Below are 25575 nucleotides of genomic sequence, written 5' to 3' on the forward strand. Positions count from 1 at the left end.
CCCTAGAGAGGGTGCTCGTCCGCCACGGTGTCCGGGCGCGCGTAGGTGCGGCCCTTCCAGGCCGCGCCGCGTCCTCTGTAGTGCTGCACCGCTGAATCGACCGTCATGAGGAGATAGAGGAGCGCGGTGAACGGCAGCAGCGGGGCCAGCCACAGCGGCTGGCGGTAATAACGGAGCATCGGAAGGTACGTCCCCGTCATCACCAGCCACGCGGCGCCGCCGACGAGTGCGGCTGTCCCATCCCCGGCGGCCAGACCTGCGACCAGGGCAGCGGGCGGCACCAGATACACAAGGACCAGCCCGGCGACCGTCCCGAGCAGCAGCAGTGGGTTGTGGCGCAATTGCGCGTACGCGCTGCGTGAGACCATCCGCCACAGGTCGTGCAGCCGCGGATAGGGCCGCACGCTGTCCACCCGCTCGGCCAGCCCCAGCCAGATGCGTCCGCCGCTGGCCTTGACCGCGCGTGCGAGCGCCACGTCGTCGATGACGGCGTGCCGGATCGCGTCCGGGATCCGCGCCCGCTCGGCGGCCTCGGTGCGCAGCAGCACGCAGCCGCCCGCGGCTGCCGCCGTCCGCGTCCCCTTCCTGCCGATCTGGCGGAACGGGTACAACTGCGCGAAGAAATAGACGAAGGCCGGCACCACGAGCCGCTCCCACAGGCTCTCCACCCGCAGCCGGGCCATCTGCGACACGACGTCGAAGCCGCCGGCGCGCGCGGCAGCGACCAAGCTGCGCAGGCTGTCCGGCGCGTGCGCGATGTCCGCGTCCGTCAGCAGCAGATATTCGGGACCACGCGCGCGTGCCAGATCGATACCGTGCCGCACGGCCCACAATTTGCCCGTCCAGCCTGCGGGCGGTTCACCGGGGGAGGCGACGGTGAGGGGCAGCCCGCCGCGGGTGTCCGCGAGGTCGCGGGCCAGCTCCCCGGTGCCGTCGGAGCTGCCGTCGTCGACCAGGAAGATCTCCGCCCGGCCCGGGTACTCCTGGGCGAGCAGCGACGGCAGGCTCGCGGGCAGCACGGCGGCCTCGTCACGCGCGGGGACGACGACGCACACCGACGGCCACTCGTCAGGATCCCGACGGGGCGGCAGCCTGACGTCCGTGCGCCAGAAAAAGCCCTGACACAGCAGCAGCCACAGCCAGGCGGCGAGTGATACGGCGGCGATCCACACGATGGCGCTCACCCGCGCAGTCTGCCCCACCCCACCTGCCCGTAAGGGCCCATCGTCTATCGTGGCCGGGTGAAGATCGCGCTCATGGACTCCGGAATCGGTCTGCTGGCGGCCACCGCCGCGGTACGGCGTCTGCGGCCCGACGCAGATCTCGTCCTGTCCCTGGACCCCGACGGCATGCCCTGGGGACCCAGGACCCCCGAGGACCTGACCGCGCGCGCCCTGGCCGTCGCCGAGGCGGCCGCCGCGCACAACCCGGACGCCCTCATCGTCGGCTGCAACACGGCGTCCGTGCACGCCCTGGCCGCCCTGCGCGCCCGCCTCGAACCCGAGCTGCCGGTCATCGGCACCGTCCCGGCGATCAAGCCGGCCGCGGCGGGCGGCGGCCCCCTGGCGATCTGGGCGACACCCGCCACCACCGGCAGCCCCTACCAGCGCAACCTCATCGCGGAGTTCGCCGACGGGGTGACGGTCACCGAGGTGCCCTGCCACGGGCTCGCCGAGGCCGTGGAGCACGCCGACGAGGCGGCCATCGACGTCGCCGTCGCCGCGGCCGCCGCACTGACCCCCGGCGATGTAACGACCGTCGTCCTGGGCTGCACCCATTACGAACTCGTCGCCGAGCGCATCCGCGCCGCCGTACAGCAGCCGGACTTCCCGCCGCTCGTCCTGCATGGCTCGGCGGGCGCCGTCGCCGCCCAGGCACTGCGCCGCCTCGGCGAGCAGCCGTCCCCCGACGCGCCGGCCACCGGAACCCTGACGGTGCTGCTGAGCGGCCGCGAGGGCGCCCTGCTGGCCCCTGCCCTGGCTTACGAGGAAGGCCGGCTCCTGCAGGCGGTCACACCCGCACGCTGACCGAATGCCGCGAATCGGACGCTCGTGGTCTGCGATCGGCACCGTAACTGCATGGCTCGGCGGGCGCCGTCGCCGCCCAGGCACTGCGCCGCCTCGGCGAGCAGCCGTCCCCCGACGCGCCGGCCACCGGAACCCTGACGGTGCTGCTGAGCGGCCGCGAGGGCGCCCTGCTGGCCCCTGCCCTGGCCTACGAGGAGGGCAGGCTCCTGCAGGCGGTCACTCCCGCACGGTGACCGAAAGCCGCGAAACGGACACCCGCGGTCCGCGATCGGCAACGTCGGCGCGGTCACACTCCGCGACTCGGTGCCCGCGCAGCGAAACCTGAGTAACCTCGTAGCCATGAGGGACCACCCCCACGGCGAGAAAGCCAAGCACCCAGACGTCTGGACCGGGCACGCCACCAAGCGCGTCCAGTGGCTGCCGGCGCTGGCCGGCGCGGCCGTCATGGCGCTCGGCATCGAGCTGGCCGTCGACTCGGCATGGACGTCGGGCATCGCCCCGCTGGTCATGGCCGTCGTCGGCTGCATCGCCGCCGGGCTGCTGGTCCTCTTCGGCACGCTCGCGTTCCTGCACGTGGATCTGAAGCTCGACACGGAGTGCCTCGAGGTGCGCTGCGGCCACATCGGTGTGCCTCGCCGCCGCATTCCGCTCTCCCACGTGGCAGGCGCCGAATTCGCGGCGCACGTCAATCCGCGCCACTGGGGCGGCTGGGGCTACCGCTGGCGGCCCGAGAAGGGGACCGCGGTCGTCGTGCGGCGCGGCGAGGGCGTCGTCCTGCGCCTGTGGGACGGCCACACGTTCACGGTCACCGTGGACAACGCCGAGGCCGCGGTGCGGGTCATCAAGGACCGGCTGCGTCCGGGCGCGACCGGCGCACTGCACTGAGCGGCTCGCTCACGGTGTGAGCCTGTCACGGCGCGGGCGTACGCCAACCGCCTGCTGAGGTGGCTCGTCGGCCAGCGGCCGGGCCGTGGACAGGCCCGCGAGAAGGCCCGCGCCGACCGACACGGCGGTGAAGCTGAGCGCGTTGCCGACCGCGGCGATCGCCGCGAGTCCCGTCAGGGCCGCCCCCGCGGTGAGCACCACCGGCGTGGGCCGCGGTGAGCGCCACAGCCCGTGCAGCATCCAGCAGAAGGACGCCCCCAGCAGGACCACTCCGACGACGCCCTGTTCCGACGCCTGCTGCAGCAGCGCCGAGTGCGGCTTGCCGTCCGAGAGCAGGCTCCCGGTCGCCGTCGTGCTCAGTTCACCGAAGCGCTCCGGTCCCACGCCCAGCGCCGCGTTGCGGTGCGCCAGATGCAGGGCGTCCTGCCACAGCTGGACCCGGTGCTCGGTGAGGGGGCCGTCCAAGGACGTGGTCAGCCCCTCGGGCAGCGAATTTCCCGCGACGGCCCAGGTCAGACCGGTGACCAGGGCCGCGGTCAGGGCGAGTCCGGCAATGCCCGCCGCACGGCTGTGCATGCGGCCGGCGGCCAGGGAGCACAGCAACACGGCCGTACAGATGACAAAACCGCTGGTCGAGCCCAGGAAGGCCGCGGCCGCGGTGATGCCGGCCGCCAGCGCGCCCAGGGTCAACCGCCCGGCCGGCGAGTCGGCTGCCCAGGCCGCGCAGCAAGCGGCGCCCACGCACAGGGTCAGCAGCGCGGCGGTGGCACCGGCGTGTCCGAGCGGCGCCACGATCTGCGGCCCCGGGGCGAGGTGCGGCACGGCCACCGCCAGGCCCAGCCCGGCCAGCGCCCCCGCACACGGCGCGGCCACCGGCAGCAACGCCCCGCAGATCCGCCCCGCGGCATATCCGGCCGCCACGGCCAGCACCGCGAGCAGCACACCCTCCGGGCGGCCGTCATGCACGGTCGCCGTGACCAGCGACCAGGTGGCGCACGCCCCGAGCACCGCCACACCCACCGCGTCGGAAACGTTTCGTCTCTCGCCGGTCTCCCCCGGACCCGCTCCAGACGTCATTCCTGTGGAACCCACCCCGCCCCCCGAACCTGACCGAAGCCCCCCGACCTCGAACGACCCAGGCCGCCGAGGCCGTGACCGGCCGCGCGACTGTGGCTGGGCACACGGTAACTGCTGATGGACGTTTTGTGGATGAGTTGGACCGAGTTGCGGAGGAACGATACGGCTCCCGTGCAGGCAGACGGCCCCTGATGCCCCGGGGACCGTGCTGTCCCCGTCAAAGTCACGCGCCGTACACTCCCGGAGTGACCGTCACCGCAACCTCCGTGGACGAGTCGGACCAGTTGCAGCCGCAGAGCGCGCCCGCATCGCGCGCGGCGCGCCTCGTACGCTTCGTTCCAGCCCTCGCCGCGGCGCTCTCCGGAGTGCTGCTCTACGTCAGTTTCCCGCCCCGCACCCTGTGGTGGCTGGCCGTTCCGGCCTTCGCCGTCTTCGGCTGGGTGCTGCGCGGCCGCACCTGGAAGGCGGGCCTGGGCCTCGGCTACCTCTTCGGCCTCGGCTTCCTGCTGCCGCTGCTGGTGTGGACCGGCGTGGAGGTCGGCCCCGTGCCCTGGCTGGCGCTGGTGGCGATCGAGGCGATCTTCGTCGCACTGGTCGGCGCGGGTGTCGCCGTGGTGTCCAAGCTGCCCGCGTGGCCGGTGTGGGCGGCGGCGCTGTGGATAGCCGGCGAGGCGGCACGCGCGCGCGTGCCGTTCCACGGCTTCCCCTGGGGCAAGATCGCATTCGGTCAGGCGGACGGCGTCTTCCTGCCGCTGGCGGCGCTCGGCGGCACCCCGGTCCTCGGCTTCGCGGTCGTCCTGTGCGGCTTCGGCCTCTACGAGGTCGTACGCCTCGCCCTGGATGTACGGCGCACTCGTGACGTCCAGCGGTCGGCCGCGGCCGTCGCCCTGCTGAGCGTGGCCGTCCCGGTGGTCGGCGCGGTCGCCGCCCGTTCGCTGGTCAGCGACAAGGCCGAGGACGGCTATGCGACCGTCGCGCTCATCCAGGGCAATGTGCCGCGCTCCGGGCTGGAGTTCAACGCCCAGCGGCGCGCCGTGCTCGACAACCACGCACGCGAGACGATGCGCCTGGCCGCCGAGGTCAAGGCGGGCAAGACGCCCAGGCCCGACTTCGTGCTGTGGCCGGAGAACTCCTCCGACGTCGACCCCTTCGCCAACGCCGACGCGTACGCCGTCATCGACGGCGCGGCCAAGGCGATCGGCGTGCCCATCTCGGTCGGCGGCGTCGTCGAGCGGGACGGCAAGCTGTGGAACGAGCAGATCCTGTGGGACCCCAAGAAGGGCCCCATCGACAGCTACGACAAGCGGCAGATCCAGCCGTTCGGCGAGTACCTGCCGCTGCGCTCCCTGATCGGCGCGATCAACAGCAACTGGACCTCGATGGTCCGCCAGGACTTCAGCCGCGGCACCAAGCCGGGCGTCTTCAGCATGGACCACGCCAAGGTCGGCCTGGTCACCTGCTACGAGGCCGCCTTCGACTGGGCCGTGCGCTCCGAGGTCACCGACGGCGCGCAGCTGATCTCCGTGCCGAGCAACAACGCGACCTTCGACCGCAGTGAGATGACCTACCAGCAACTCGCCATGTCGCGCGTGCGCGCCGTCGAACACAGCCGGACCGTCACCGTGCCGGTCACCAGCGGCGTCAGCGCGGTCATCATGCCGGACGGGAAGATCACCCAGAAGACCGGCATGTTCGTCCACGCACACCTGGTGCAGAAGGTGCCGCTGCGGTCGTCGGAGACGCCCGCCACCCGGGTGGGCATCCTGCCGGAGATCGCCCTCGTCCTGGTAGCCGCGGGCGGCCTCGGCTGGGCGATCGGCGCCGGTCTGCGCGGGCGGCGCGCCCGGAACGTGTAGCCGTACGCCCGGCGCACGCCCCGTGGAGTGCGCCGGAACCGGGACACCGGCCCCGTAGGGTCGGTGTCATGCCTACTCCTGACTTCATCCGCGAGATCCGGGCCACCGCAGGCCACCAGTTGCTCTGGCTTCCCGGCGTGAGCGCCGTCGTCTTCGACGACGAGGGCAGAGTCCTGCTCGGGCAGCGCGCGGACAACCACCGGTGGGCGCTGATCTCGGGCATCCCGGAACCCGGTGAGCAGCCCGCCGCGGCACTCGCGCGGGAGGTGGAGGAGGAGACCGGCGTCCGGGTCGCCGTCGAGCGGCTGATCACGGTCCGGACCGGACGGCCGGTCACCTACCCGAACGGCGACATCTGCCAGTTCATGGACCTCTGCTTCCGCTGTCGTGCCATCGACGGCGAGGCCCGGGTCAACGACGACGAGTCCCTGGCGGTCGGCTGGTTCCCGCTGGACGAGCTCCCGGCCATGACCGACTACCACTACTTCCGGATCAAGCAGGCCCTGTCCGACGAACCCACATGGTTCGAGCCCATGACTTCCGAGTGAAGTATGGGCACTGAGCACATGTGGGGAGACGGGGCTGCTGCTTAGGGTCGACACATGACCCCGCCCAGCGCCCTCCCGGCTCCCCACGCCCCCTCCCTCGACCTCGGCGGCCGCACAGCCCTCGTCACCGGCGCCGCCGGCGGCATCGGCCGTGCCTGTGCCCTGCGCCTCGCGGCCGCCGGGGCCAAGGTGAGAGCGGTCGACCGGGACGCCGAGGGCCTGGACACGCTGGCCGAGCAGGCCCGGGGCCTCGCGGGCACGGTCGAAGCACACGTCCTCGACCTCACCGACCTCGACGCCGCCGAACTGGCCGCCGCGGGCACCGACGTGCTGGTCAACAACGCCGGGTTGCAGCTGGTGCGCCCCCTTGAGGAGTTTCCGCCCGAGGTCTTCCACACCGTCCTCACCGTGATGCTGGAGGCGCCCTTCCGGCTCATCCGCGGAGCGCTGCCCCACATGTACGGCCAGGGGTGGGGCCGCATCGTCAACGTGTCCTCCGTCCACGGACTGCGCGCCTCGGCCTACAAGTCGGCCTATGTGGCCGCCAAACACGGTCTGGAGGGCCTGTCCAAGACCGCCGCCCTCGAAGGCGCACCCCACGGCGTCACGTCGAACTGTGTGAACCCCTCCTATGTGCGCACCCCCCTGGTCGAGAAGCAGCTGGCCGACCAGGCCCACGCGCACGGCATCCCCGCGGAGCGCGTCCTGTCGGAGGTACTGCTGCAGGACAGCGCCGTCAAACGGCTCATCGAACCGGCGGAGGTCGCCGAAGCCGTGGCCTACCTGTGCAGCCCGCAGGCATCCTTCGTGACCGGCACCTCGCTCGTCCTCGACGGCGGCTGGACCGCGCACTGACAGGGCAGGCAGCGGTGCATCGGCAAGTTGTCCACAGGGCTGACGGGGCGGCCTCGCCATGAGTAATCCTGTGGGCATGTCCCGCGATCACGTGCAGTCCGCCGAGCGCACCGAAGCCGAAGCCATGGCCCTCACCGGCGCGGAGACGCCGTTCCTCCAGCTGCTGGCCAGGGGTGCGTCCGCCGACGCCTACGAGCAGCCGGTGCTGCTGGCCCGCGCCGAGGGACGGCCCGCCGAGGCGATCGCCGCGCTGGAGCGCGCCAAACTGCTCGCGCTGCGGGTGCGCGCGGAACTGGAGGGGCGCCGCCGCCGCGAGGCCGAGCTGTCCGCGCTCTTCGAGACCGCCCACGACCTCGCGGGCCTGCGGGACCTGGACGCCGTACTGCAGGCGATCGTGCAGCGCGCCCGCTCCCTGCTCGGCACCGACGTCGCCTACCTCAGCCTGAACGACCCGGAGCGCGGCGACACCTACATGAGGGTGACCGAAGGCTCGGTCGCCGCCCGCTTCCAGCAGCTGCGACTCGGCATGGGGGAGGGGCTCGGCGGCCTGGTGGCCCAGACCGCCCGCCCGTACGTCACCGACGACTACTTCAAGGACGACCGCTTCCAGCACACGAACACGATCGACAACGGTGTGCGCGACGAGGGCCTGGTCGCCATCCTCGGCGTGCCCCTGATGCTGGGCCACCACGTCATCGGAGTCCTGTTCGCGGCCGACCGGCGCGCCCGGGTCTTCGAACGGGAACAGATCGCGCTGCTCGGCTCGTTCGCCGCACTGGCAGCGGCCGCCATCGACACCGCCAACCTCCTCACCGAGACCCGCTCGGCCCTGGCCGGCCTGGAGCGCGCCAACGAGATCATCCGGGACCGCAGCGCCGTCATCGAGCGCGCCTCCGACGTCCACGACCGGCTCGCGGAGCTGGTGCTGCGCGGCGGCGGGGTCCACGACGTGGCCGCGGCCGTCTCCCAAGTCCTCGACGGGACGGTCGAGTTCACCGAGGCGAGTGACGCCCCGGCGGCGCCCCTTGAGGCGTCCCGCGCCGAAGGGCACGCCGTACGGCACGAGGACGACTGGATCGCCGCCGTGGCCCCCGGCGGCGAACTGCTCGGCGCGCTCGTCCTGCGCGGCCACCCCGGCCTCGACCCCGTCGACCAACTCACCCTGGAACGGGCCGCGATGGTCACCTCGCTGCTGCTGCTCGCCAGACGCTCGGCCGCCGAGGCCGAACAGCGCGTGCGCGGCGAGCTGTTGGACGACCTCCTCGACGCCCGCGACCGCGATCCGCGGCTGCTGCGCGAGCGCGCGTCCCGGCTGCACGCCGACCTCGACGCCACCCACGTGGTGCTCGCCGCCCGACTCGACGGCACCGCCCCCGACGCCGACCATGAGGCCGACGCCCGCCGACGCCTGTGGTCCGCCGCCTCGCACCTCGCCGCGACCCGGCACGGCCTGGCCGCCGCCCGCGACGGCGGCACCGTCCTGCTGCTGCCGCTGGCCCCCGGCGACACCGCCACCGATCTGGCCCGCCGTACCGCCCACCAACTGGGCACGGCGGTCCACGAGGCGGTCACCGTCGGCGCCTCTGCCCCCGTGCGGGACCTCGCCGCCCACCCCGACACCGCGGCCGCCGCCTACGCGGAGGGCCGACGCTGCCTGGACGCCTTGCGTCTGCTGGGCCGCTCCGGCGACGGGGCCGCAGCCGAGGACTTCGGCTTCCTGGGCCTGCTGCTCGCCGGGGACCGGGACATCGCCGGCTTCGTGGAGCGGACCATCGGCCAGGTCGTCGTCTACGACGAACGACGCGGCACCGACCTCGTGCACACCCTCGACGCCTACTTCACCTGCGGCATGAGCCCGGCCCGCACCAAGGACGAACTGCACGTCCACGTCAACACGGTGGCGCAGCGCCTGGAGCGCGTCGCCCGCCTCCTGGGCGACGACTGGCAGGATCCCGCCCGTGCCCTGGAGATCCAACTCGCCCTGCGGCTGCACCGGTTGTCGGCCCGCTCACAGCACTGACCCCCGTACGCGAGGCGTACGGGGGCGGGCTGACGGCAGATCACACGGTGCGGGCGTCCGCCGCCGGGGCAGCCGCAGGCTCCGTGCCCGCGGACGCTTCGACGTCGGCCAGGTCCCGCTGGCGGGTCTCCTTGGCGAGCCCCACCGCGAGGACCGTCAGCACGGCCGCGGCGATGACGTACAGGGCGATCGGGGTGGAGCTGTCGTAGTCCTCCAGCAGTGCGGTGGCGATCAGGGGTGCCGGGGCGCCCGCCGCGACCGAGGCGAACTGGGCGCCGATCGAGGCGCCCGAGTAGCGCATCCGGGTCGCGAACATCTCGGAGAAGAAGGCGGCTTGGGGTGCGTACATCGCGCCGTGCAGCACCAGACCCACGGTGACCGCGAGGATCAGGTTGCCGAAGCCGCCGGTGTCGATGAGGGAGAAGAACGGGAACATCCACAGCCCGACGCCGACCGCGCCCAGCAGATACACCGGACGCCGCCCGACCCGGTCCGACAGTGCGCCCCAGGCCGGTATGACCGCGAAGTGCACGGCCGATGCGATCAGTACGGCGTTGAGGGCGGTCTGCTTGGAGACGCCGGCCGAGGTGGTGGCGTAGACGAGGATGAACGCGGTGATGACGTAGTAGCTGATGTTCTCCGCCATGCGCGCGCCCATCGCGACCAGCACGTCCCGCCAGTGGTGGCGCAGTACGGACACCAGCGGCAGCTTCTCCGCCTCGGCGCTCCGGTCGGCCTTGCGGGCCTCGGCCTGCGCCAACGCCTGCCGGAACACCGGCGATTCATCGACAGACAGACGAATCCACAAACCGACGACCACCAGCACCCCGGAGAGCAGGAACGGGATCCGCCAGCCCCAGGTCCCGAACGCGTCGTCGGACAGCACGGCCGTCAGCAGGGACAGCACACCGGTGGCGAGCAACTGCCCCGCGGGCGCGCCGGTCTGCGGCCACGAGGCCCAAAAACCGCGCCGCCGGGCATCCCCGTGCTCGGACACCAGCAACACGGCGCCGCCCCACTCACCGCCCAGCGCGAAGCCCTGCACCAGGCGCAGAGTTGTCAGCAGCACGGGCGCCGCGGCTCCGACCGTCGCGTGCGTCGGCAGCAACCCGATCGCGAACGTCGCCCCACCCATCAGCAGCAGACTCAGCACCAGCAGCTTCTTGCGCCCGATCCGGTCGCCGTAGTGCCCGAAGACGAGGGCGCCCAGCGGACGCGCGGCGAACCCGACGGCGTACGTCAGGAAGGACAGGAGCGTGCCGACGAGGGGGTCGGAGTCCGGGAAGAACAGCTTGTTGAAGACGAGCGCGGCGGCGGAACCGTAGAGGAAGAAGTCGTACCACTCGATGGTGGTGCCGATGAGGCTGGCGGCGACGATGCGCTTGAGATTCGCGGGCGTTGGGGGAGCGGATGCTGCTGAGGCCATGTGCGCCACTTCCTCGTGTGCGGTGGGGACGGGTACGTGTTGGCACACCGTAGGAAGGCGCACGTCAGGGGCACATGTGGTGGGGCAACATAGTTCGGGGCGCGGCTATGCGTCGGACCACCATGACGGCTCACGGAGCGGCGGCTAAGAGCCTTGGAGCAGTGGCAGGAGCACGCCGACGTTGGGCCCAGTTCGTTGACGCAGTTCCCCGGTCTGATCGACCAGGTCGCCGCCGTACTGGCGCTGGCCCAGGTCATCGAGAACCCGTGCCACCGCGAAATCCTCGACGTGTTCGTCGAGAACCAGGAACTCGACCGGCAGCTCGCCGCGTTTGCTGACGCAGAGCCTCCCGGCGTCAGCCTCACCGAACAGCTGAACACTCTGACTGACCTGCTGGTCGAACGGATGGATGCCGGTGCTGAGTTGAGCGCGTTCCTGGCCACCTCCTGCTGTTCAGGAGGTATCCCCGGGAGCAGAATCAGTCTGACACTCATACTCGACGGCGGCGCGCGTGTCTTCGTCTACCCGAAGGAGACGCACACCCCGCGACGTTCACGCTCCTCAGCTTCCCCGTGGACGACATCATCCGCCGCCGATGAACTGGAGCGGCGCGGCGTGAACCTCGAGCGCTACCCCGGATTCGACCACGATGAGAAGGGCGTCGTCCGGGGCGGCAACGGCGGGCCCGCGGCGATCGCGTGGTTCACCGACTCCGCCGGGAATGTTCTCTCCTTGCTCCAGGAGAACCGACCCGGCAGCCTCAAGGAACAGTCCGGATACCGCGTAGCGAGTGACGCCCCGGGGCGGCGGGCACGCGTTCTGGTGCTGGAGTGCGCGTGCCCACCGTGGGAGCGTCGCGGGGGCTCTGCGCTCTCCGCGTCATCGCCCCGACCAGGACATCGGGTCAGGAGAGGTCGAACCGATCGAGGTTCATCACCTTGTCCCACGCGGCCACGAAGTCACGCACGAACTTTTCTCCCGCGTCCTGGCACGCGTAGACCTCCGAGACGGCCCGAAGCTGGGAGTTCGAACCAAGGATGAGGTCGACCGCGGTGGCGGTCCACTTGAGCTCGCCCGTGGCGCGGTCACGGCCTTCGAACACGTTCTCGTCCGAAGTCGATGTCTGCCACTGAGTGCCCATGTCGAGCAGGTTGACGAAGAAGTCGTTGGTCAGTGTCTCCGGCCGGTGCGTGAAGACGCCGTGCGGGGATCGCTTGAAGCCGGTGTTCAGGACCCGCATGCCGCCGATCAGCACCGTCATCTCGGGAGCGGTCAGCGTCAGCAGGTTGGCGCGGTCCAGCAGGAGGGTCTCCGGCGCCAACTTCTCTCCCGTACGGAGGTAGTTGCGGAATCCGTCGGCCCTGGGTTCGAGCACGGCGAACGACTCCACGTCGGTCTGTTCCTGCGAGGCGTCCGTGCGCCCCGGTGCGAACGGGACCGTGATGTCGTACCCGGCGTTCTTCGCGGCCTGCTCGACGGCCGCGCACCCGCCCAGGACGATCAGGTCGGCGAGCGAGACCTTCGTTCCGCCGGCATGCGAGAGGTTGAAGTCCTGCTGGATCTGCTCCAACTTCTGCAACGCCTCAGCCACCTCGGGCAGGTGGTTGACCTCCCAGTCCCGCTGCGGTGCGAGCCGAAGCCGTGCCCCGTTGGCCCCGCCACGCTTGTCGGTGCCGCGGAAACTCGCCGCCGCCGCCCAGGCGGTGGTGACCAGCTGGGAGATGGACAGACCCGAGGCGACGATCCTGCTCTTGAGTGTGGCGATGTCCTCGTCTGTGACGAGTTCGTGATCGACCTCGGGGACGGGATCCTGCCACAGTTGCGGCTCGGGAACCCACGGGCCGAGGTAGCGTGCGACGGGTCCCATGTCGCGGTGCAGCAGCTTGTACCACGCTTTGGCGAACGCCTCCGCGAGCTTGTCCGGGTTCTCGTGGAAGCTCTTCGCGATCGGGCCGTAGACCGGATCCAGCTTCAGCGCGAGGTCCGTCGTCAGCATCATGGGAGCGTGCCTCTTCGACGGATCATGAGCGTCGGGAACCGTGTCCTTGGCCGAAGGGTCCGTGGGAGTCCACTGTTTGGCACCGGCGGGGCTCGTCGTCAGCTCCCAGTCGTACCGGAACAGGTTGTCCAGGTACCCGTTGTCCCACCTCGTCGGCTCGGTGGTCCATGCGCCCTCGAGCCCACTGGTGAGCGCGTCGGCGCCCTTGCCGCTGCCGTACGTGTTCCGCCAGCCGAGGCCTTGCTGCTCGACGGGGCAGGCCTCGGGTTCCGGACCGATGTACGCGGGATCGACGGCACCATGACACTTGCCGAAGGTGTGACCGCCGACGATGAGTGCGACCGTCTCCTCGTCGTTCATCGCCATGCGCCCGAATGTCTCGCGAACGTCCCGGGCGGCGGCGATCGGATCCGGGTTGCCGTTGGGCCCCTCCGGATTGACGTAGATCAGTCCCATCTGCACAGCACCGAAAGGCGTGGCGAGTTCCCGGTCGCCGCTGTAACGCTCATCTCCGAGCCAGGTGTCCTCGGGCCCCCAGAAGATTTCCTCGGGCTCCCAGATATCCTCTCGCCCGAAGCCGAACCCGAACGTCTTGAACCCCATTGATTCCATCGCGCAGTTGCCGGCGAAAACCAGGAGGTCGGCCCAGGAGATTTTCCGGCCGTACTTCTGCTTGACCGGCCAGAGCAGACGGCGCGCCTTGTCGAGACTCGCGTTGTCCGGCCAGCTGTTGAGGGGGGCAAAGCGCTGAGCGCCGCTGCCGCCACCGCCCCGGCCGTCGGCGATCCGGTACGTGCCCGCCGCGTGCCAGCTCATCCGGATGAAGAGCGGCCCGTAGTGGCCGTAGTCGGCAGGCCACCAGTCCTGCGACGTCGTCATCACCTCGAAGACGTCCCGCTTCAGCGCGTCCAGGTCGAGGGTCGCGAACTCCTTCGCGTAGTCGAAGTCCTCGTCCATGGGATTGGAGCGGGACGAGTGCTGGTGGAGAATCTGAAGGTCCAGCTGATTCGGCCACCAGTCCCGGTTTGTCCTGGGCCGAGTCGGCGTGGGGGTCGGTGAGGGGATTGCTGGGTTCTCGCTTTCGCTGCCGGACACGTCCGTCCTTCTTTCTGTCTCCGTGTTTCCACGCACAATGCCGATGATGGTGATGTGTCGGCGTCCGTATGGTCGCGCACCGCACACCGCACCGCTACGAAACACGCAGAGCACCTCGCATGACAGACGTGCGACGAGCGGCTGCTTTCTGCTTCCTCGGACCTTTTGACGCAAAGACCTGCTGGCGCAAACCGAATCCGGGTTCCCTTATGTTCTGACCGCAAACCGTCGGAGAAATGGCCGGGAACTCACGCCGGCGCCCTCACGACGGGGTTCCCGGGCCGGCCGCCTCCTCGTCAGGGGGCGTCGCCACGTCGGCCGGTGCCGGGACGGGCTGCTGGACGGCCTTGGGCAGGGCCTGTTCGGCCCAGATCACCTTGCCCTGTGGGGTGTACCGGGTGCCCCAGCGCTCAGCCATCTGTGACACCAGGAACAGGCCCCGGCCGCCCTCGTCCGTGGTCGCGGCGTACCGCAGGTGCGGTGAGGTGCTGCTGCCGTCGGACACCTCGCAGATCAGCGTACGGTCGCGGATCAGCCGTACGTGAAACGGCTCGGCGCCATAGCGGATGGCGTTGGTGATGAGCTCACTCAGGACGAGCTCCGTGGTGAAGCCGAGTTCTGACAGGCCCCAGGCGTCGAGCTTCTCGGACACGGCATCGCGCATCCCCGCTACCGCCGCCGGGTCCGGCGGTACATCCCAGTCGGCGATCCGGTCGGGCGGCAGTTCCCGCGTGCAGGCGACGAGCAGGGCGACGTCGTCCTTGGGGCGCTCGGGGAGCAAGCTGTCCAGCACGTCCTGGCAGGTCTCCTCGGGCGGCCGTCCGGGGTGGCCCGTCAGCGCATCGCGCAGCAGTTCCATTCCCAGATCCAGGTCGCGCCTGCGGTCCTCGATGAGGCCGTCGGTGTACAGGACGAGCTGGGTTCCCTCCGCGAGGCACAGCTCCGCGGTCTGGAACGGCATGCCGCCGAGGCCGAGGGGCGGGCCGGCCGGCACGTCCGGGAAGGTGACGGTTCCGTCGGGCTGGACCAGTGCGGGCGCCAGATGCCCCGCACGCGCCGTGATGTAGCTGCGCGTCACGGGGTCGTAGATCCCGTACAGGCAGGTGGCACCCACGAGGCCTGCGGCACTCTCGGCCGCCTCGTTCTGGTCGATGCGGCCGACCAGGTCGTCCAGATGGCTCAGCAGCTCGTCGGGCGGCAGATCGAGGGCGGAGAAGTTGTGCACCGCGGTCCGCAGTCGACCCATCGTGGCGGCGGCGTGGAGGCCGTGGCCGACCACATCGCCCACGGCCAGTGCCACCCGGCTCCCCGGCAGGGGAATGACGTCGAACCAGTCTCCGCCCACGCCCGACTGGGCGGGGAGGTAGCGGTAGGCGATGTCGAGGGCGTTCTGCTCGGGCACGGCCTGGGGGAGGAGGCTGCGCTGGAGGGTGACTGCGAGGGCGTGCTCACGGGTGTAGCGGCGGGCGTTGTCGATGCTGATCGCGGCACGGGCCACCAGTTCCTCCGCCAGCGACAGGTCCTCCTCGTCGAAGGGCTGACGTGGTCGCGCGCGCCAGAAGTTGGCCATGCCCAGCACGACGCCGCTGGCCTGGATGGGGGCGCTGATGAGGGAATGGATGCCGTAGCCGATGATCGCCTCGGCGCGCCCCGGGTCCTGCACGCGCCAGCCCGTGGCCGTCGGCAGATCGCTCACCAGCTGGGAGCGGCCGCTGCCGTAACCGCGCGCCTGGGGCGTGGAGGGAAGGTAGTCGAAAAGCCGCCCTTGTTCGGAGAGCGGATGGTCGTCCCGGATGCCGCGCACGGCAGCGCGTCGCATGTCCTTCGCCGTGGGCGCCGGCTCCTCGCCGTGCAGGACGGCGTCGGCCAGGTCCACAGTGACGAAGTCCGCGAAGCGGGGAACGGGGACGCACGCCAACTCGTCGGCGGTACGCAGCACGTCCAGCGTGGTACCGATGTGGAGTCCGGCGTCGTACAGCAGCCTGAGCCGTTCCCGCGCCACATCTGCCCTGCCGGTCACCGCCTGCAGTTCGGTGGTGTCGCGCAGCGTCACCACCGTCCCTTTGGGGCCGCCCTCGCGATCCGTGGGCCGCTGGTTGACCGCGAGCAGCCGATCTCCGGCGAGGTGCACCTCGTCAGTGGCCTCGTGTCCGGAGGCGAGAAGCGCCTTCGTCTCGGGATCGAGGCCCGGCAGATCCGAGACAAGCCGTCCCTCGACGTCCGGGGGCAGCTCCAGCAGTCGTCTGGCTTCGTCGTTCGCCAGCATCAGCCGCCCGTCGGCAGCCACGATCAGCACCCCTTCCTTGACGGAGTGGAGCACCGTGTCGTGGTGCTCGTACATCAAGGTCATCTCGTCCGGGGCCAGGCTGTGTGTCTGCCGCCGCAGCCGTCGGCCCACCAGGACCGTCACACCGGTGGACAACGCGAGCGCTCCGGCCCCGGCCCCCAGGATGATCGGTAGTTGGCGGTCCACCTGACTTTCGACGTTCTTGACCTTCATCCCGGCCGAGACGAGAGCCACCACGTTGCTGTCGGCGTTCTTGATCGGGACCGTGGCCTGCACCTCGCGACCGAGCGGGCCCTTGACGCTCTCCACGTAGACCTTCCCCGCCAGCGACGGCCCGATCTTGCCCACGAACCGCTTTCCGATGCGGTCCGGCAAGGGGTGCGTGTACCGGATGCCCTTGGTGTCCATGACCACGATGAAGTCGACGCCGGCGGCCCGGCGCGCCGCCTCGGTGCGCGGCTGGAGAATTTTGCTCGGCTCCGGGGCCCGCAGTGCCGCCAGGATGCCTGGTGAGTGTGCGAACGTCTGCGCGACGGCCGTGGAGCGGCGCTTGGCCTCGGCGCTGGTGTCCCGCTCCGACTGCAGGACAAGGGCGAAGACGCCGGCGGTTACGAGCAGCACCACCAGGGCCACCTGGAAAACCAGCACCTGCCCGGCCACGCTTCGCGTGCCCTTGCTGATCAGCCCCTTTGCTGAGGAGCGCTGAAAACGGGCGAAACGACTCGCCATGCGACCTTTCTAACACCGGTGATCCCAAGTGGCCAGGCCTGCCCGCGCTGCCCTTGCCCGGCTGAGTTCGGGTGTCTGTGTGGTCATGCACGGTATGGGCCGGTCTTCTGGGTGGGGCAGGCCGCCCCGGTCGCTCGCGTGCGGTGCGTGACGTCCCCGCGACCGATGTCCGCTCAGGTCGATATGATGCATTTTGTGATCATGCTTGGGCGGCTGTGGCGCCGCGGTCCCGCCTACGGCGGCCGATGGGAAGCTGCCCGGCTGTCACCCGTGATCCTGACCGTCCTCATCGCCGGCCTGGCGTTCTCCACACCCAGGGAAATCGCCGTCAGCCGCCTTCTGCCCGCCGCACCCGCCCTTGCCGCCGCGATGTGGCCCGTGCTCCCCACGATCCTGTTGGGGGCGTTCTGCCTGCTGACCATGATCGTTCTCAGCTTCTTCTACACCGATCTGGGGACGCAGTACACGTCGGCCGCGATCGTTGCGGTCACTTTGGCGGCCGCGTACGCGAGCCATGTCCGGCTTCAGCGAGAGGAAATACTCTTCCAGGTCCGGCTCGTCTGCCACGGACTGCGCCTACCTGCTCGGCGAGACCAACCGCATGCCGTACCCGGCGGTGTCATGGGCCGCGCGGATGGGTATCGGCGCGGCGCTGCGCGACCCGGCCATCGCGGTGGCTTTCCTCGAGGGGCAACTGGCCGAAGACCGGGACGAATTCCTCGCCACTCTGGCCGCGTTGCTGCCGGTGTTGGGCACCGATCTTGACTTCGTGCGATCGGTCCACGATGGACTGGCACTTGTCGGACCCGCGTGGGAACGGGTGCAGGTGCCTTCGCTCCGCGCCGAGCGGACGGCGTGATCGCGCGTCACGGCCAGGCACGCTCCAGGGCTGCGTGTCCTGGCGGAGTGTCCGGCTTGATCACACGATGCCCAAGGTGATGAGCGGGCGGGTGGCAACGCGCGTGGCGGCGGAGGCCGGCAGCGATGTTGTTGCGGCCAGCCCATCGGAGTGCGCCGATGGCCAGGGCGCGCAGGGTGGGCATGGCGCGGCGAGCGTTCCCGCGTGGGTGGGCTTCGCGACGGTCACCTGGACCGGCGAAAGCGAGCCGGCCTCGGCGGCCAGCGCGTCGAGGTCCACTCCGGCGGCCCGGACTCATCCGCCGCGGCCAGCTCGCCGCCGGCCTGCACGGTCAGCCGACCTGGGGGCGGCTGTTTGACCAGACCGATGATTCTTGAGCGTTCCGTTTCGGTGATCCGCAGCTTCCGGCCCTGTCCACCCAGGTCCTCCAGCCCGTTCAGGCCGAAGCGGTTGAAGCGGTGCAGCCACCGGCGCACTGTCTTGGGATTGCACCTCAACTCGTCCGCGATGGCAGGCACTCACTGTCCGGATCAGCTCAGCTCGACCATCCGTGCCCGCGTCACCAGATCACGAGGCGCCTTGCGCGCCCGCGCCAGCCGATGTACGAGCCCTTCCTCGCTCTCGTCACGGCTCGGCGGCCCGTAACACCACCGTCCAGCACCAGCCCCCGAGCAGCCGAACTACCCGGCCACCAGGACACATACCCAGTGCAAGAGGAATCCGGCACTAGTACTCCAGCAGTACCACGATGATGACGCCGCGGCGCGCCGCTCGCCGCACCTCGCGACGGGCGGCCGCGAGCAAGCACGGCATGAACGTGCCGATCCTCGTCGGCCCGATGGCCTGTCAGGGACAAGGGCGGCTCGGTGAATCATGCCGATATAGGCAGACTGGCACCATGATGCCGGTGCAACGCCGCAGCGTTCGCGCGGAGGTTTTACCGTTCCGTGGTTGCCGCTCCCGCGGGTCCGTCAGATTCTTGGTCACCATGCCGTCGGGCAGCTGGTTCTGCTGGTCACGGGGGGTGCGTAGGTCCCTCCGCGCTGAGCGGGGAATGGTCATGCACCTCGAGTTCCGGCACCTGCGTGTCCTGCTCACCGTCGCCGAAGCCGGCAGCATCCGCAAGGCCGCCGCACGACTGCAGCTCTCTCAGCCGGCCACGAGCGCTCAACTGAAGCGGATCGAACACGAGCTGGGCGGCCCGCTCTTCATCCGCAGCGCCGACGGGGTGACGCCGAACGAGAACGGACAGTACGTCCTGCGCTGCGCCCGTGACCTCGTCGTCGGTTTCGACCGGCTGCGCGAGTACGCGCGCTCGGCGGCCGAGGCGGACAGACAGGCCACCGCCCCGCTGAGGGCGGGCGGAACCGCCGGCCCTCTGGTGTCCCTGCTGCTCTCCGCCCTCTTCGAACTCGTCCCGGAACGCCGGCTCACCATAGATGCCCGCCGCTCCGTGCACACCCTGCTGAAATCGCTGAGCCTGTCGAAATGCGACATCGCGGTCTTCGGTGAGTTCCCGGGCTTCCCTCTTCCGGTAGGCGAGTCGGTGACGACGCGCACACTGCTCCGCGAGCCGGTCTTCGTCCTGCTTGCCGAGGACCACCCGTTGGCCCGCCAGGAGATGGTCAGCCTCCATGAGTTGGCGGGCGAGGAGTGGGTCATGCCGGAGGCCGACGAGAGCGGTGTGCACGCGTACCTTCATCTCACCTGCCAGTCAGCGGGGTTCACTCCGCGCATCGCCCATGTGACGCCGGACCTGTCCGTGGCGCAGATCCTGGTCGCCGGCCGTCGTGCCGTCTGCGGCGTGTGGCCGACCGCCGATGTCTCCGCCCAGGGCACCGTGCAGCGTCCGCTCGTGGACGTGCCGTTCCACCGGCGGTTGCTGCTGGCCTGGAACACCGCATCGGTTCCACCCGAGCTCGCCGACGCGGCGTGCGAGCGTCTGCTGGCTGCCTATCTGTCGCTGGTGCGGCAGCGGCCGCAGTATCTGACCTGGTGGGAGAACGGGGGAGAGGGATTCGCCCTCGGCGAGCGCAGGTGACCGGCCGGGCCACGGGTTCCCGTGCCCTATAGCTCCGCAGTTATATCCCAGATGAAGTCACGTCAGGGACATGTCACTTGTTGAACACTTCGCGTCAACGTCCAAGGACGTCGTCACCCCACGACGAGCGAAGGAATCACCCCATCATGTCCCGTCCTTTTCTTGCCCTTTCCGCGATGGTCGCCGCCGGCGTGATCACCACGGGTGCGATGGCCATACCCGCGCACTCACAGACCGACGCAGTGCAGCACAGAACCTCCGTCCGCGACACGGCGATATCCCAGGCCAAGGCGAACGTGACCCGGCACGCCGACGCCTTCGGGTTCGGCGCGGGCCAGACGCTCCACGTGAAGGACGTCGTGATCGACGCCGACGGCACCCAGCACGTCCGCTTCGAACGGACCTACCGCGGCCTCCCCATCGTCGGCGGCGACTTCGTCGTCCACCAGAAGGCCGACGGCTCGCTCAAGGGATCCACCCGCGCCAAGGCCCACAAGGTGGCGCTCAAGTCCGTCACTCCCGCCGTCGACGCCAAGGGCAGCGCGGCCAACGCCCTGAAGCGCTCGCACGGATTGGTGCGCAACGCCAAGTCCACCCCCGAGCTGATCGTGTGGGCCGCCGACGGCACCCCCCGCCTGGCCTGGCGCACCACCGTGCAGGGCCTGGGTGACAAGGGTCAGCCGCACGGCGAGGTCTTCGTCACCGACGCCACCACCGGCGCGGCGATCGAGAACTACGACGCCGAACGCGAGTCCACCGGCACCGGCCACTCCGAATACACCGGTGACGTCACCCTCGACACCACCCAGCAGGCCGACGGCACCTACGCCCTGATCGACCCGGTGCGCGGCCACATCACCAAGGACGCGCACAACCTCTCGTCCTCGTCCCTGAAGAGCTCCTCCGGGACCCTGTTCACCGACGCCGACAACATCTGGGGCGACGGCAGGAAGTTCTCCACCGACCGCGCCACCGCCGCCGTCGACGCGCACGCCAACACCGCGAAGACGTTCGACTACTACAAGACGACCTTCGGCCGCAACGGCATCAAGAACGACGGCCGCGGCGCCACCGTCTTCGTCCACGTCGGCACCAACTGGGACAACGCCCAGTGGTCGGACACCTGCTTCTGCATGATGACCGGCGACGGCAACGGCACCACCGACCCCGAGCAGGTCGACCTCGACACCATGGGCCACGAGATGACCCACGGCGTCACCTCGGCCACCGCCAACCTGCGCTACAGCGGTGAGTCCGGCGGCCTGAACGAGGCCACCAGCGACATCCTCGGCACCATGGTCGAGTGGTACGCCAACAACCCGATCGACACCCCCGACTACCTCTTCAGCGACCAGTCCACCCCGCCGTGGCTGCGCCGCTTCGACAAGCCGTCCCTGGACGGCCGCTCCGCCGACTACTGGTCGAAGTCGGTCGGCCGGCTCGACGTGCACAACTCCTCGGGAGTCGGCAACCACTGGTTCTACCTCGCGAGCGAGGGCAGCGGCGCCAAGACCATCAACGGCGTCTCCTACAACAGCCCCACCTACAACGGCTCCACCGTCACCGGCATCGGCAACCAAAAGGCCTCCGCCATCTGGTACCGGGCGCTGACCGTCTACATGACCTCCACCACGGACTACAAGGGCGCCCGCACCGCGACGCTGAACGCGGCGAAGGACCTCTACGGCGCCACCAGCCCCGAGTACGCCACCGTGGCTGCGGCCTGGAGCGCGGTCAACGTCCTCTGACCCAGCGGCGAACCGCCTGATCCGTTGGAGCCGGCCCGGACGACGAGGACTTCCACAGCCGTCGCCCCGACCCCGGCGTTTCCGGCGGGGTGGGCGCGCGTGATGCGCGCCCACCTCACGGTGCGTGGAGGTGGTCGGTAGGCGCGGGTGGGCTTGCCGGTCGCGCCGAGGTCGGCCGCCAGAGCCTGTCGCCAGGCGAAGCTCTTGCGGTAGGGCCAGGCGTTGTCGGTTGCTACGAGGTGGACGCCGCGCGGGACTTCGACCACAACGCCCTCGCCGACCCCTGGAACGTGCTCGCCGAAGCACAGGATGCCGACGACGACTGGACGGACATGGTCGTCGCATGAGGGTGCCGGGCGGACAAGGCCGGGTCAGCCGAGCTTGAGAAGACCGGCTTCGAGGACGGCTCGTCCGAAGGAGCCGGCGAGTTCGGCGAGACGCTCGCAGTCGGCGTCACCCAGGGCGGCGTAGGCGGGAAGGGCCAGACGGTCGGTGCGGTCCTCGATGTGCCGGCGCAGGGTGACGCCCTCCGCGCTGAGGGAGTCGCCGTCGAGGAGGCCCCGCTCACGGAGGCTCTCCTGGGTGCCGGCCCACTCCTCCTCGGGCCATGCGCGGCTCATCTTGAGGAAGTCGACGGGAACCTCACCCGTGGCGGCGTGCAGCACGAGGGCTTCCAGGCCTCCGACGCCCTCGCTCAGCAGGCACGCCACATGGCCGTCGCCACGGAACTCCCGGAGCAGCGTCTGGGCGTGCCACAGTCGCAGCACCGGCTCCTCCGGCCAGGGAAGGGCGGCGTGCGCGGCGAACAGCGGACGGCCCTGAGCGTGTTCGCAGGCCGCCTCGGCGGCCCGCCGGGTCAGCGCCAGGACCTCGTCCAGCTCGGGCAGTTCGTGGATTCCCGCCCGCCGTAGGGCTTCGCCGGCGGCGGCGTACCGGGCGTCCAGCACCTGCTGCGGGGTCGTCGCGTCCCAGGCGCCGTCGAGTGCCTGCCGTACGAGACCGGGGTTGAAGTTGTAGAAGGTCGAGATGACCAGCTCGGCGGAGGCCCGGCCGAACGCGGCGCTCCGCGAGGTGAAGTAGCCTGCGCGTCCGCTCAGTCCGAGGTCGGCGTACCGTCGCCTCGCCTCGGGGACGAAGTAGATCATGCCGTGCACGGGCTCGAGTCCGCGCCAGGCCGCACGCGCTGTCTTCACGGGTCACCTCTTCGGAGAGTCGGCCAACGGGGTGTTCGCTGTGGTTCCGTACTGGGGTAACTGGCCGTGCGCTCGCAGGTGTTCGAGCAGCAGACGGTTCAGCGTGTCGGGTGCCTCCTCGGGGACCCAGTGGCTGACGCCCTGGAGGGTTTCGAAGCGGTACGGCCCCTCCACCCACCGCCCGGTCCCGTGTGCCGGCGCCGGGCCGAACGCCCTGTCGTTCGTGCTCCAGACGTACAGCGTGGGCACCTCGATCGTGCCGATCCTGCCGTCGGGGCGGCCTGCCCGGTACCAGTTCAGCGCGGCGGTGAGAGCGCCCGGCCGGGACAGGTGCCGTACGTAGGCCTCGACACTGTCCTGCGGGATCTTCCCGGCGTAGAGGGCGCGAAGCAGTTGGGCATCGTGGGCCAGCATGCGCTCCTCGGTCGCGGGCGTCTCGCGCCAGTCGATCATGTAGTGCGAGCGCTCACGCTGGTCCTCGTCGGTGCGCAGGGCGGTGGCCAGGGCGCCGGGATGCGGTGTCGAGACAACCGTGAGGGTGCGTACGCGGGCGGGGTGGGCGTCGGCGGTCCACCAGGCCACCGCGCCGCCCCAGTCGTGGCCGACCAGGTCGAACGTCGACCACCCCAGTTCCTCCGTGATCGCGACCACGTCGTCGACGAGAAGGCTCATGCGATAGTCCTCGGCGCGCTCGGGGCGGGCGCCGGGGGAGTAGCCGCGCTGGTCGGGCGCCACCACCCGGTAGCCCTGCGCGGCCAACGCCGCGATCTGCCGTTCCCAGGCCAGCCCCGTCTGTGGGAAGCCGTGCAGCAACAGCACCGGCCGGCCCTCCGGTGGGCCCGCCTCGATCGCGTCGAAGACGCCCGCACTGGTGGAGATGCTCAGCTCGGTCACGACCCGCCCTTTCGTACCGACTGGTCGGTAGCCTTCAGGTGCGGAGGCGGACTGTCAAGGCCCGCGGGCGCGCCTGCTTCCCGGCGGAAGCGGGACGCCCACTATTGAACTTGACGCCGGATTCAACTATACGTGGCGTCGGACCACCAGAGACAGTGAGGCGACATGAGGGAAGCAGTCATCGTTTCGACGGCACGGACGCCGATCGGAAAGGCGTACCGCGGCGCGTTCAACGACACCCAGACGCAGGAACTCGCCGCCCATGCCCTGGCTCACGCCGTACGGCGTGCCGGGCTCGAGGGAGGCGAGGTAGAGGACGTGCTCTTCGGCTGCGCCGCGCAGCAGGGGGCATCCGGTTTCAACGTCGCGCGCCAGGCCGTTCTCCGCGCCGGGCTCCCGGACACCGTGTCGGGGATGACGATCGACCGGCAGTGCTCGTCGGGCCTGATGGCCATCGCGACGGCCGCAAAGCAGATCGTCGCCGACGGCATGCAGGTCACGGTGGGCGGGGGCGTCGAGTCGATCTCCCTCGTGCAGAACGAGCACATGAACACCCACCGCATGACGGATCCCTGGCTGGTCGAGCGCAAGCCGAGCATCTACCTGCCGATGCTGCAGACGGCGGAGATCGTCGCCGAACGCTACGGCGTGAGCCGAGAACGCCAGGACGAGTTCGCGCTGCTGTCGCAGCAGCGCACCGCGGCGGCGCAGGAGGCCGGCCGGTTCGACCAGGAGATCGTCGCCCTCGACAGCGTCAAGAAGGTGCTCGACAAGCAGTCGGGGGAGGTGCGGCACGAGAAGGTCACCCTGACCCGGGACGAGGGCAACCGCGCGTCGACGACGCTCGAAGGCCTGGCCGGCCTGGCGCCGGTGCTGCCCGACGGCCAGGTGAGCGCGCAGTCCAGCGTGACGGCGGGCAACTCCTCGCAGCTTTCGGACGGGGCTTCGGCGTCGGTGCTGATGGAGTCCAGGGAGGCCGAGCGCCGCGGACTGGAACCGCTGGGCGTCTACCGGGGCATGGCCGTCGCCGGTTGCGGCCCGGACGAGATGGGCATCGGGCCGGTGTTCGCCATCCCGAAGCTGCTGAAGCAGCACAACCTCACCGTCGACGACATCGGCCTGTGGGAGCTCAACGAGGCGTTCGCTTCCCAGGCGTTGTACTGCCGCGACGAACTGCACATCGACCCCGAGCGGTTCAACGTCAACGGCGGTGCGATCTCGGTCGGCCACCCGTACGGGATGACCGGTGCCCGACTGGTGGGACACGCCCTCGTCGAGGGCAAGCGCCGCGGGGTCCGGTACGTGGTGATCTCGATGTGCGTCGGCGGCGGAATGGGTGCGGCCGGACTGTTCGAGGTCGCCTGATGGAGAAGACCAGAACCGCGGTCCTGGTCGACTTCGGCGGGGTCATCACCTCCAGCGTGCTGCAGGCGTTCACCGACTTCGGGGCTTCCCTGGGCGGCGACCCACGTCTGCCGTTGGAGCTCCTCAGCCGGGACCAGCCGTCACGTGCCCTGCTGTCCGACCACGAGTGCGGCCGTATCGACGCCGAAGCCTTCGAGCGGGGATTCGCCGAACGTCTCCGGGCTCACGGTGCCGACGTCCAAGCGGAGGGACTCACCGCCCGCATGCAGGCGGGCATGTCGATCGACCAGGACATGCTCACCCTGCTCGGCGATCTCCGAGCCGCCGGGCATCCCGTCGCGCTGGTGTCCAATTCCTTCGGTACCGGTACCTACGACGGTGTCGATCTGGCCTCGCTCGCCGACGTGGTCGTCATCTCCGCCATGGTCGGGATCCGCAAACCCTCCCGGCGGATCTACGCGATCGCCTGTGAACGTCTCTGCGTCGACCCCGAGGAGGCGGTCATGATCGACGACCTGCAGCAGAACCTCGACGGGGCGGCACGGATCGGAATCGGCGGCGTACTGCACACCAGCGCCGCCGACACCCGCCGTCGGCTCGCCGAAAGCTTCGGGATCGGCGCCTGATCGATCGACCGATCGGGAATTGCTGGATGTGCCCCTTCTTCGACC

General features: G+C 70.2%; 19 protein-coding genes and 3 pseudogenes. 13 read left to right on the forward strand and 9 right to left on the reverse strand.

What is annotated here, in order from left to right; genetic code table 11:
- Window positions 1–2: 2 nt before the first annotated feature.
- Window positions 3–1202 carry a glycosyltransferase gene (locus tag ABT254_RS04445; RefSeq protein WP_351463393.1) on the reverse strand — a complete coding sequence of 400 codons (1200 nt, stop codon included), beginning with the start codon at window positions 1200–1202 and terminating at the stop codon, window positions 3–5.
- Between the two features lie 39 nt (window positions 1203–1241).
- Here ABT254_RS04445 and ABT254_RS04450 point away from each other — a divergent pair, with 39 nt between their 5' ends.
- The 3 genes and pseudogenes from ABT254_RS04450 to ABT254_RS04460 all read left to right on the forward strand — a co-directional run bounded on the left by ABT254_RS04450 (window position 1242) and on the right by ABT254_RS04460 (window position 2912).
- Window positions 1242–2027: a glutamate racemase gene (locus ABT254_RS04450; RefSeq protein ID WP_351463395.1), complete on the forward strand. Its 786-nt coding sequence runs from the start codon at window positions 1242–1244 to the stop codon at window positions 2025–2027.
- A gap of 47 nt (window positions 2028–2074) precedes the next feature.
- Window positions 2075–2260: pseudogene (locus tag ABT254_RS04455) on the forward strand (glutamate racemase); the annotation flags it as partial.
- Window positions 2261–2366: 106 nt separating this feature from the next.
- Window positions 2367–2912 (forward strand): hypothetical protein, encoded by a 546-nt coding sequence (locus ABT254_RS04460; protein WP_351463397.1) that lies wholly within the window; start codon window positions 2367–2369, stop codon window positions 2910–2912.
- A gap of 9 nt (window positions 2913–2921) precedes the next feature.
- On the opposite strand, the gene ABT254_RS04465 is transcribed toward ABT254_RS04460, so the two are convergent.
- Window positions 2922–3989, reverse strand: a complete 1068-nt coding sequence (locus ABT254_RS04465; protein ID WP_351463399.1) for an O-antigen ligase family protein — start codon at window positions 3987–3989, stop codon at window positions 2922–2924.
- 245 nt (window positions 3990–4234) lie between these two features.
- Here ABT254_RS04465 and lnt point away from each other — a divergent pair, with 245 nt between their 5' ends.
- From lnt to ABT254_RS04485, 4 genes are all read left to right on the forward strand, one after another.
- On the forward strand, window positions 4235–5845 hold the full coding sequence (gene lnt, locus ABT254_RS04470; protein ID WP_351463401.1) for an apolipoprotein N-acyltransferase: 1611 nt from the start codon (window positions 4235–4237) through the stop codon (window positions 5843–5845).
- Between the two features lie 68 nt (window positions 5846–5913).
- Window positions 5914–6393: an NUDIX hydrolase gene (locus ABT254_RS04475; RefSeq protein WP_351463402.1), complete on the forward strand. Its 480-nt coding sequence runs from the start codon at window positions 5914–5916 to the stop codon at window positions 6391–6393.
- Window positions 6394–6447: 54 nt separating this feature from the next.
- On the forward strand, window positions 6448–7248 hold the full coding sequence (locus ABT254_RS04480) for a 3-hydroxybutyrate dehydrogenase (RefSeq protein ID WP_351463404.1): 801 nt from the start codon (window positions 6448–6450) through the stop codon (window positions 7246–7248).
- Window positions 7249–7324: 76 nt separating this feature from the next.
- Complete coding sequence (locus ABT254_RS04485; protein ID WP_351463406.1) at window positions 7325–9268, forward strand: helix-turn-helix domain-containing protein; 1944 nt, start codon at window positions 7325–7327, stop codon at window positions 9266–9268.
- 40 nt (window positions 9269–9308) lie between these two features.
- Here the strand turns inward: ABT254_RS04485 and ABT254_RS04490 are convergent, their stop codons facing one another.
- From ABT254_RS04490 to ABT254_RS04500, 3 genes are all read right to left on the reverse strand, one after another.
- Window positions 9309–10694, reverse strand: a complete 1386-nt coding sequence (locus ABT254_RS04490; RefSeq protein ID WP_351463408.1) for an MFS transporter — start codon at window positions 10692–10694, stop codon at window positions 9309–9311.
- Window positions 10695–11598: 904 nt separating this feature from the next.
- Window positions 11599–13788, reverse strand: coding sequence for a catalase/peroxidase HPI (gene katG, locus ABT254_RS04495; protein ID WP_351463410.1), 2190 nt, complete (start codon window positions 13786–13788; stop codon window positions 11599–11601).
- Between the two features lie 262 nt (window positions 13789–14050).
- Entirely contained in the window at window positions 14051–16804 is a 2754-nt protein-coding gene (locus ABT254_RS04500) for a SpoIIE family protein phosphatase (RefSeq protein WP_351463412.1), read from the reverse strand.
- Window positions 16805–17074: 270 nt separating this feature from the next.
- Here ABT254_RS04500 and ABT254_RS04505 point away from each other — a divergent pair.
- Window positions 17075–17413: pseudogene (locus ABT254_RS04505) on the forward strand (serine/threonine-protein phosphatase); the annotation flags it as partial.
- The gene (locus ABT254_RS04510; protein WP_351464104.1) at window positions 17319–17663 is read left to right on the forward strand and encodes a hypothetical protein; all 345 of its coding nucleotides are present in this window, start codon (window positions 17319–17321) and stop codon (window positions 17661–17663) included. The pseudogene ABT254_RS04505 and the gene ABT254_RS04510, both read left to right, overlap by 95 nt.
- A 224-nt stretch (window positions 17664–17887) precedes the next feature.
- On the opposite strand, the gene ABT254_RS04515 is transcribed toward ABT254_RS04510, so the two are convergent.
- On the reverse strand, window positions 17888–18181 hold the full coding sequence (locus ABT254_RS04515; RefSeq protein ID WP_351463414.1) for a helix-turn-helix domain-containing protein: 294 nt from the start codon (window positions 18179–18181) through the stop codon (window positions 17888–17890).
- A 542-nt stretch (window positions 18182–18723) separates the two neighbouring features.
- On the opposite strand from ABT254_RS04515, the gene ABT254_RS04520 reads away from it, so the two are divergent.
- Both ABT254_RS04520 and ABT254_RS04525 read left to right on the forward strand, forming a co-directional pair.
- Entirely contained in the window at window positions 18724–19704 is a 981-nt protein-coding gene (locus ABT254_RS04520; protein ID WP_351463416.1) for a LysR family transcriptional regulator, read from the forward strand.
- Window positions 19705–19850: 146 nt separating this feature from the next.
- Window positions 19851–21452, forward strand: coding sequence for a M4 family metallopeptidase (locus ABT254_RS04525; protein ID WP_351463418.1), 1602 nt, complete (start codon window positions 19851–19853; stop codon window positions 21450–21452).
- Between the two features lie 131 nt (window positions 21453–21583).
- On the opposite strand, the pseudogene ABT254_RS04530 reads toward ABT254_RS04525, so the two are convergent.
- The 3 genes and pseudogenes from ABT254_RS04530 to ABT254_RS04540 form a co-directional block, all read right to left on the reverse strand.
- Window positions 21584–21697: pseudogene (locus ABT254_RS04530) on the reverse strand (IS481 family transposase); the annotation flags it as partial.
- Between the two features lie 126 nt (window positions 21698–21823).
- Complete coding sequence (locus ABT254_RS04535) at window positions 21824–22645, reverse strand: SCO6745 family protein (protein WP_351463420.1); 822 nt, start codon at window positions 22643–22645, stop codon at window positions 21824–21826.
- A 3-nt stretch (window positions 22646–22648) separates the two neighbouring features.
- The gene (locus tag ABT254_RS04540) at window positions 22649–23530 is read right to left on the reverse strand and encodes an alpha/beta fold hydrolase (protein ID WP_502971927.1); all 882 of its coding nucleotides are present in this window, start codon (window positions 23528–23530) and stop codon (window positions 22649–22651) included.
- Window positions 23531–23704: 174 nt separating this feature from the next.
- Here ABT254_RS04540 and ABT254_RS04545 point away from each other — a divergent pair, with 174 nt between their 5' ends.
- A complete protein-coding gene (locus tag ABT254_RS04545) occupies window positions 23705–24904 on the forward strand; it encodes an acetyl-CoA C-acyltransferase (RefSeq protein WP_351463424.1) in 1200 nt (399 codons plus the stop codon).
- Window positions 24904–25530 carry an HAD family hydrolase gene (locus tag ABT254_RS04550; protein WP_351463426.1) on the forward strand — a complete coding sequence of 209 codons (627 nt, stop codon included), beginning with the start codon at window positions 24904–24906 and terminating at the stop codon, window positions 25528–25530. Before ABT254_RS04545 ends, ABT254_RS04550 begins: the two co-directional genes overlap by 1 nt.
- Window positions 25531–25575 lie beyond the last annotated feature (45 nt).

The sequence above is a fragment of the Streptomyces sp. NPDC001137 genome, from assembly GCF_040298885.1.
Lineage (GTDB): Bacteria > Actinomycetota > Actinomycetes > Streptomycetales > Streptomycetaceae > Streptomyces.

Excerpts from the sequence above, each read along its gene's own strand:
- ABT254_RS04545 (WP_351463424.1), top strand. The coding sequence starts at position 23,705 with ATGAGGGAAGCAGTCATCGTTTCGACGGCACGGACGCCGATCGGAAAG.
- ABT254_RS04510 (WP_351464104.1), top strand. The coding sequence starts at position 17,319 with ATGTCCGGCTTCAGCGAGAGGAAATACTCTTCCAGGTCCGGCTCGTCT.
- ABT254_RS04490 (WP_351463408.1), bottom strand. The coding sequence starts at position 10,694 with ATGGCCTCAGCAGCATCCGCTCCCCCAACGCCCGCGAATCTCAAGCGC.
- ABT254_RS04520 (WP_351463416.1), top strand. The coding sequence starts at position 18,724 with ATGCACCTCGAGTTCCGGCACCTGCGTGTCCTGCTCACCGTCGCCGAA.
- ABT254_RS04500 (WP_351463412.1), bottom strand. The coding sequence starts at position 16,804 with ATGGCGAGTCGTTTCGCCCGTTTTCAGCGCTCCTCAGCAAAGGGGCTG.
- ABT254_RS04525 (WP_351463418.1), top strand. The coding sequence starts at position 19,851 with ATGTCCCGTCCTTTTCTTGCCCTTTCCGCGATGGTCGCCGCCGGCGTG.
- ABT254_RS04480 (WP_351463404.1), top strand. The coding sequence starts at position 6,448 with ATGACCCCGCCCAGCGCCCTCCCGGCTCCCCACGCCCCCTCCCTCGAC.
- ABT254_RS04550 (WP_351463426.1), top strand. The coding sequence starts at position 24,904 with ATGGAGAAGACCAGAACCGCGGTCCTGGTCGACTTCGGCGGGGTCATC.
- ABT254_RS04475 (WP_351463402.1), top strand. The coding sequence starts at position 5,914 with ATGCCTACTCCTGACTTCATCCGCGAGATCCGGGCCACCGCAGGCCAC.
- ABT254_RS04460 (WP_351463397.1), top strand. The coding sequence starts at position 2,367 with ATGAGGGACCACCCCCACGGCGAGAAAGCCAAGCACCCAGACGTCTGG.
- ABT254_RS04465 (WP_351463399.1), bottom strand. The coding sequence starts at position 3,989 with ATGACGTCTGGAGCGGGTCCGGGGGAGACCGGCGAGAGACGAAACGTT.
- ABT254_RS04485 (WP_351463406.1), top strand. The coding sequence starts at position 7,325 with ATGTCCCGCGATCACGTGCAGTCCGCCGAGCGCACCGAAGCCGAAGCC.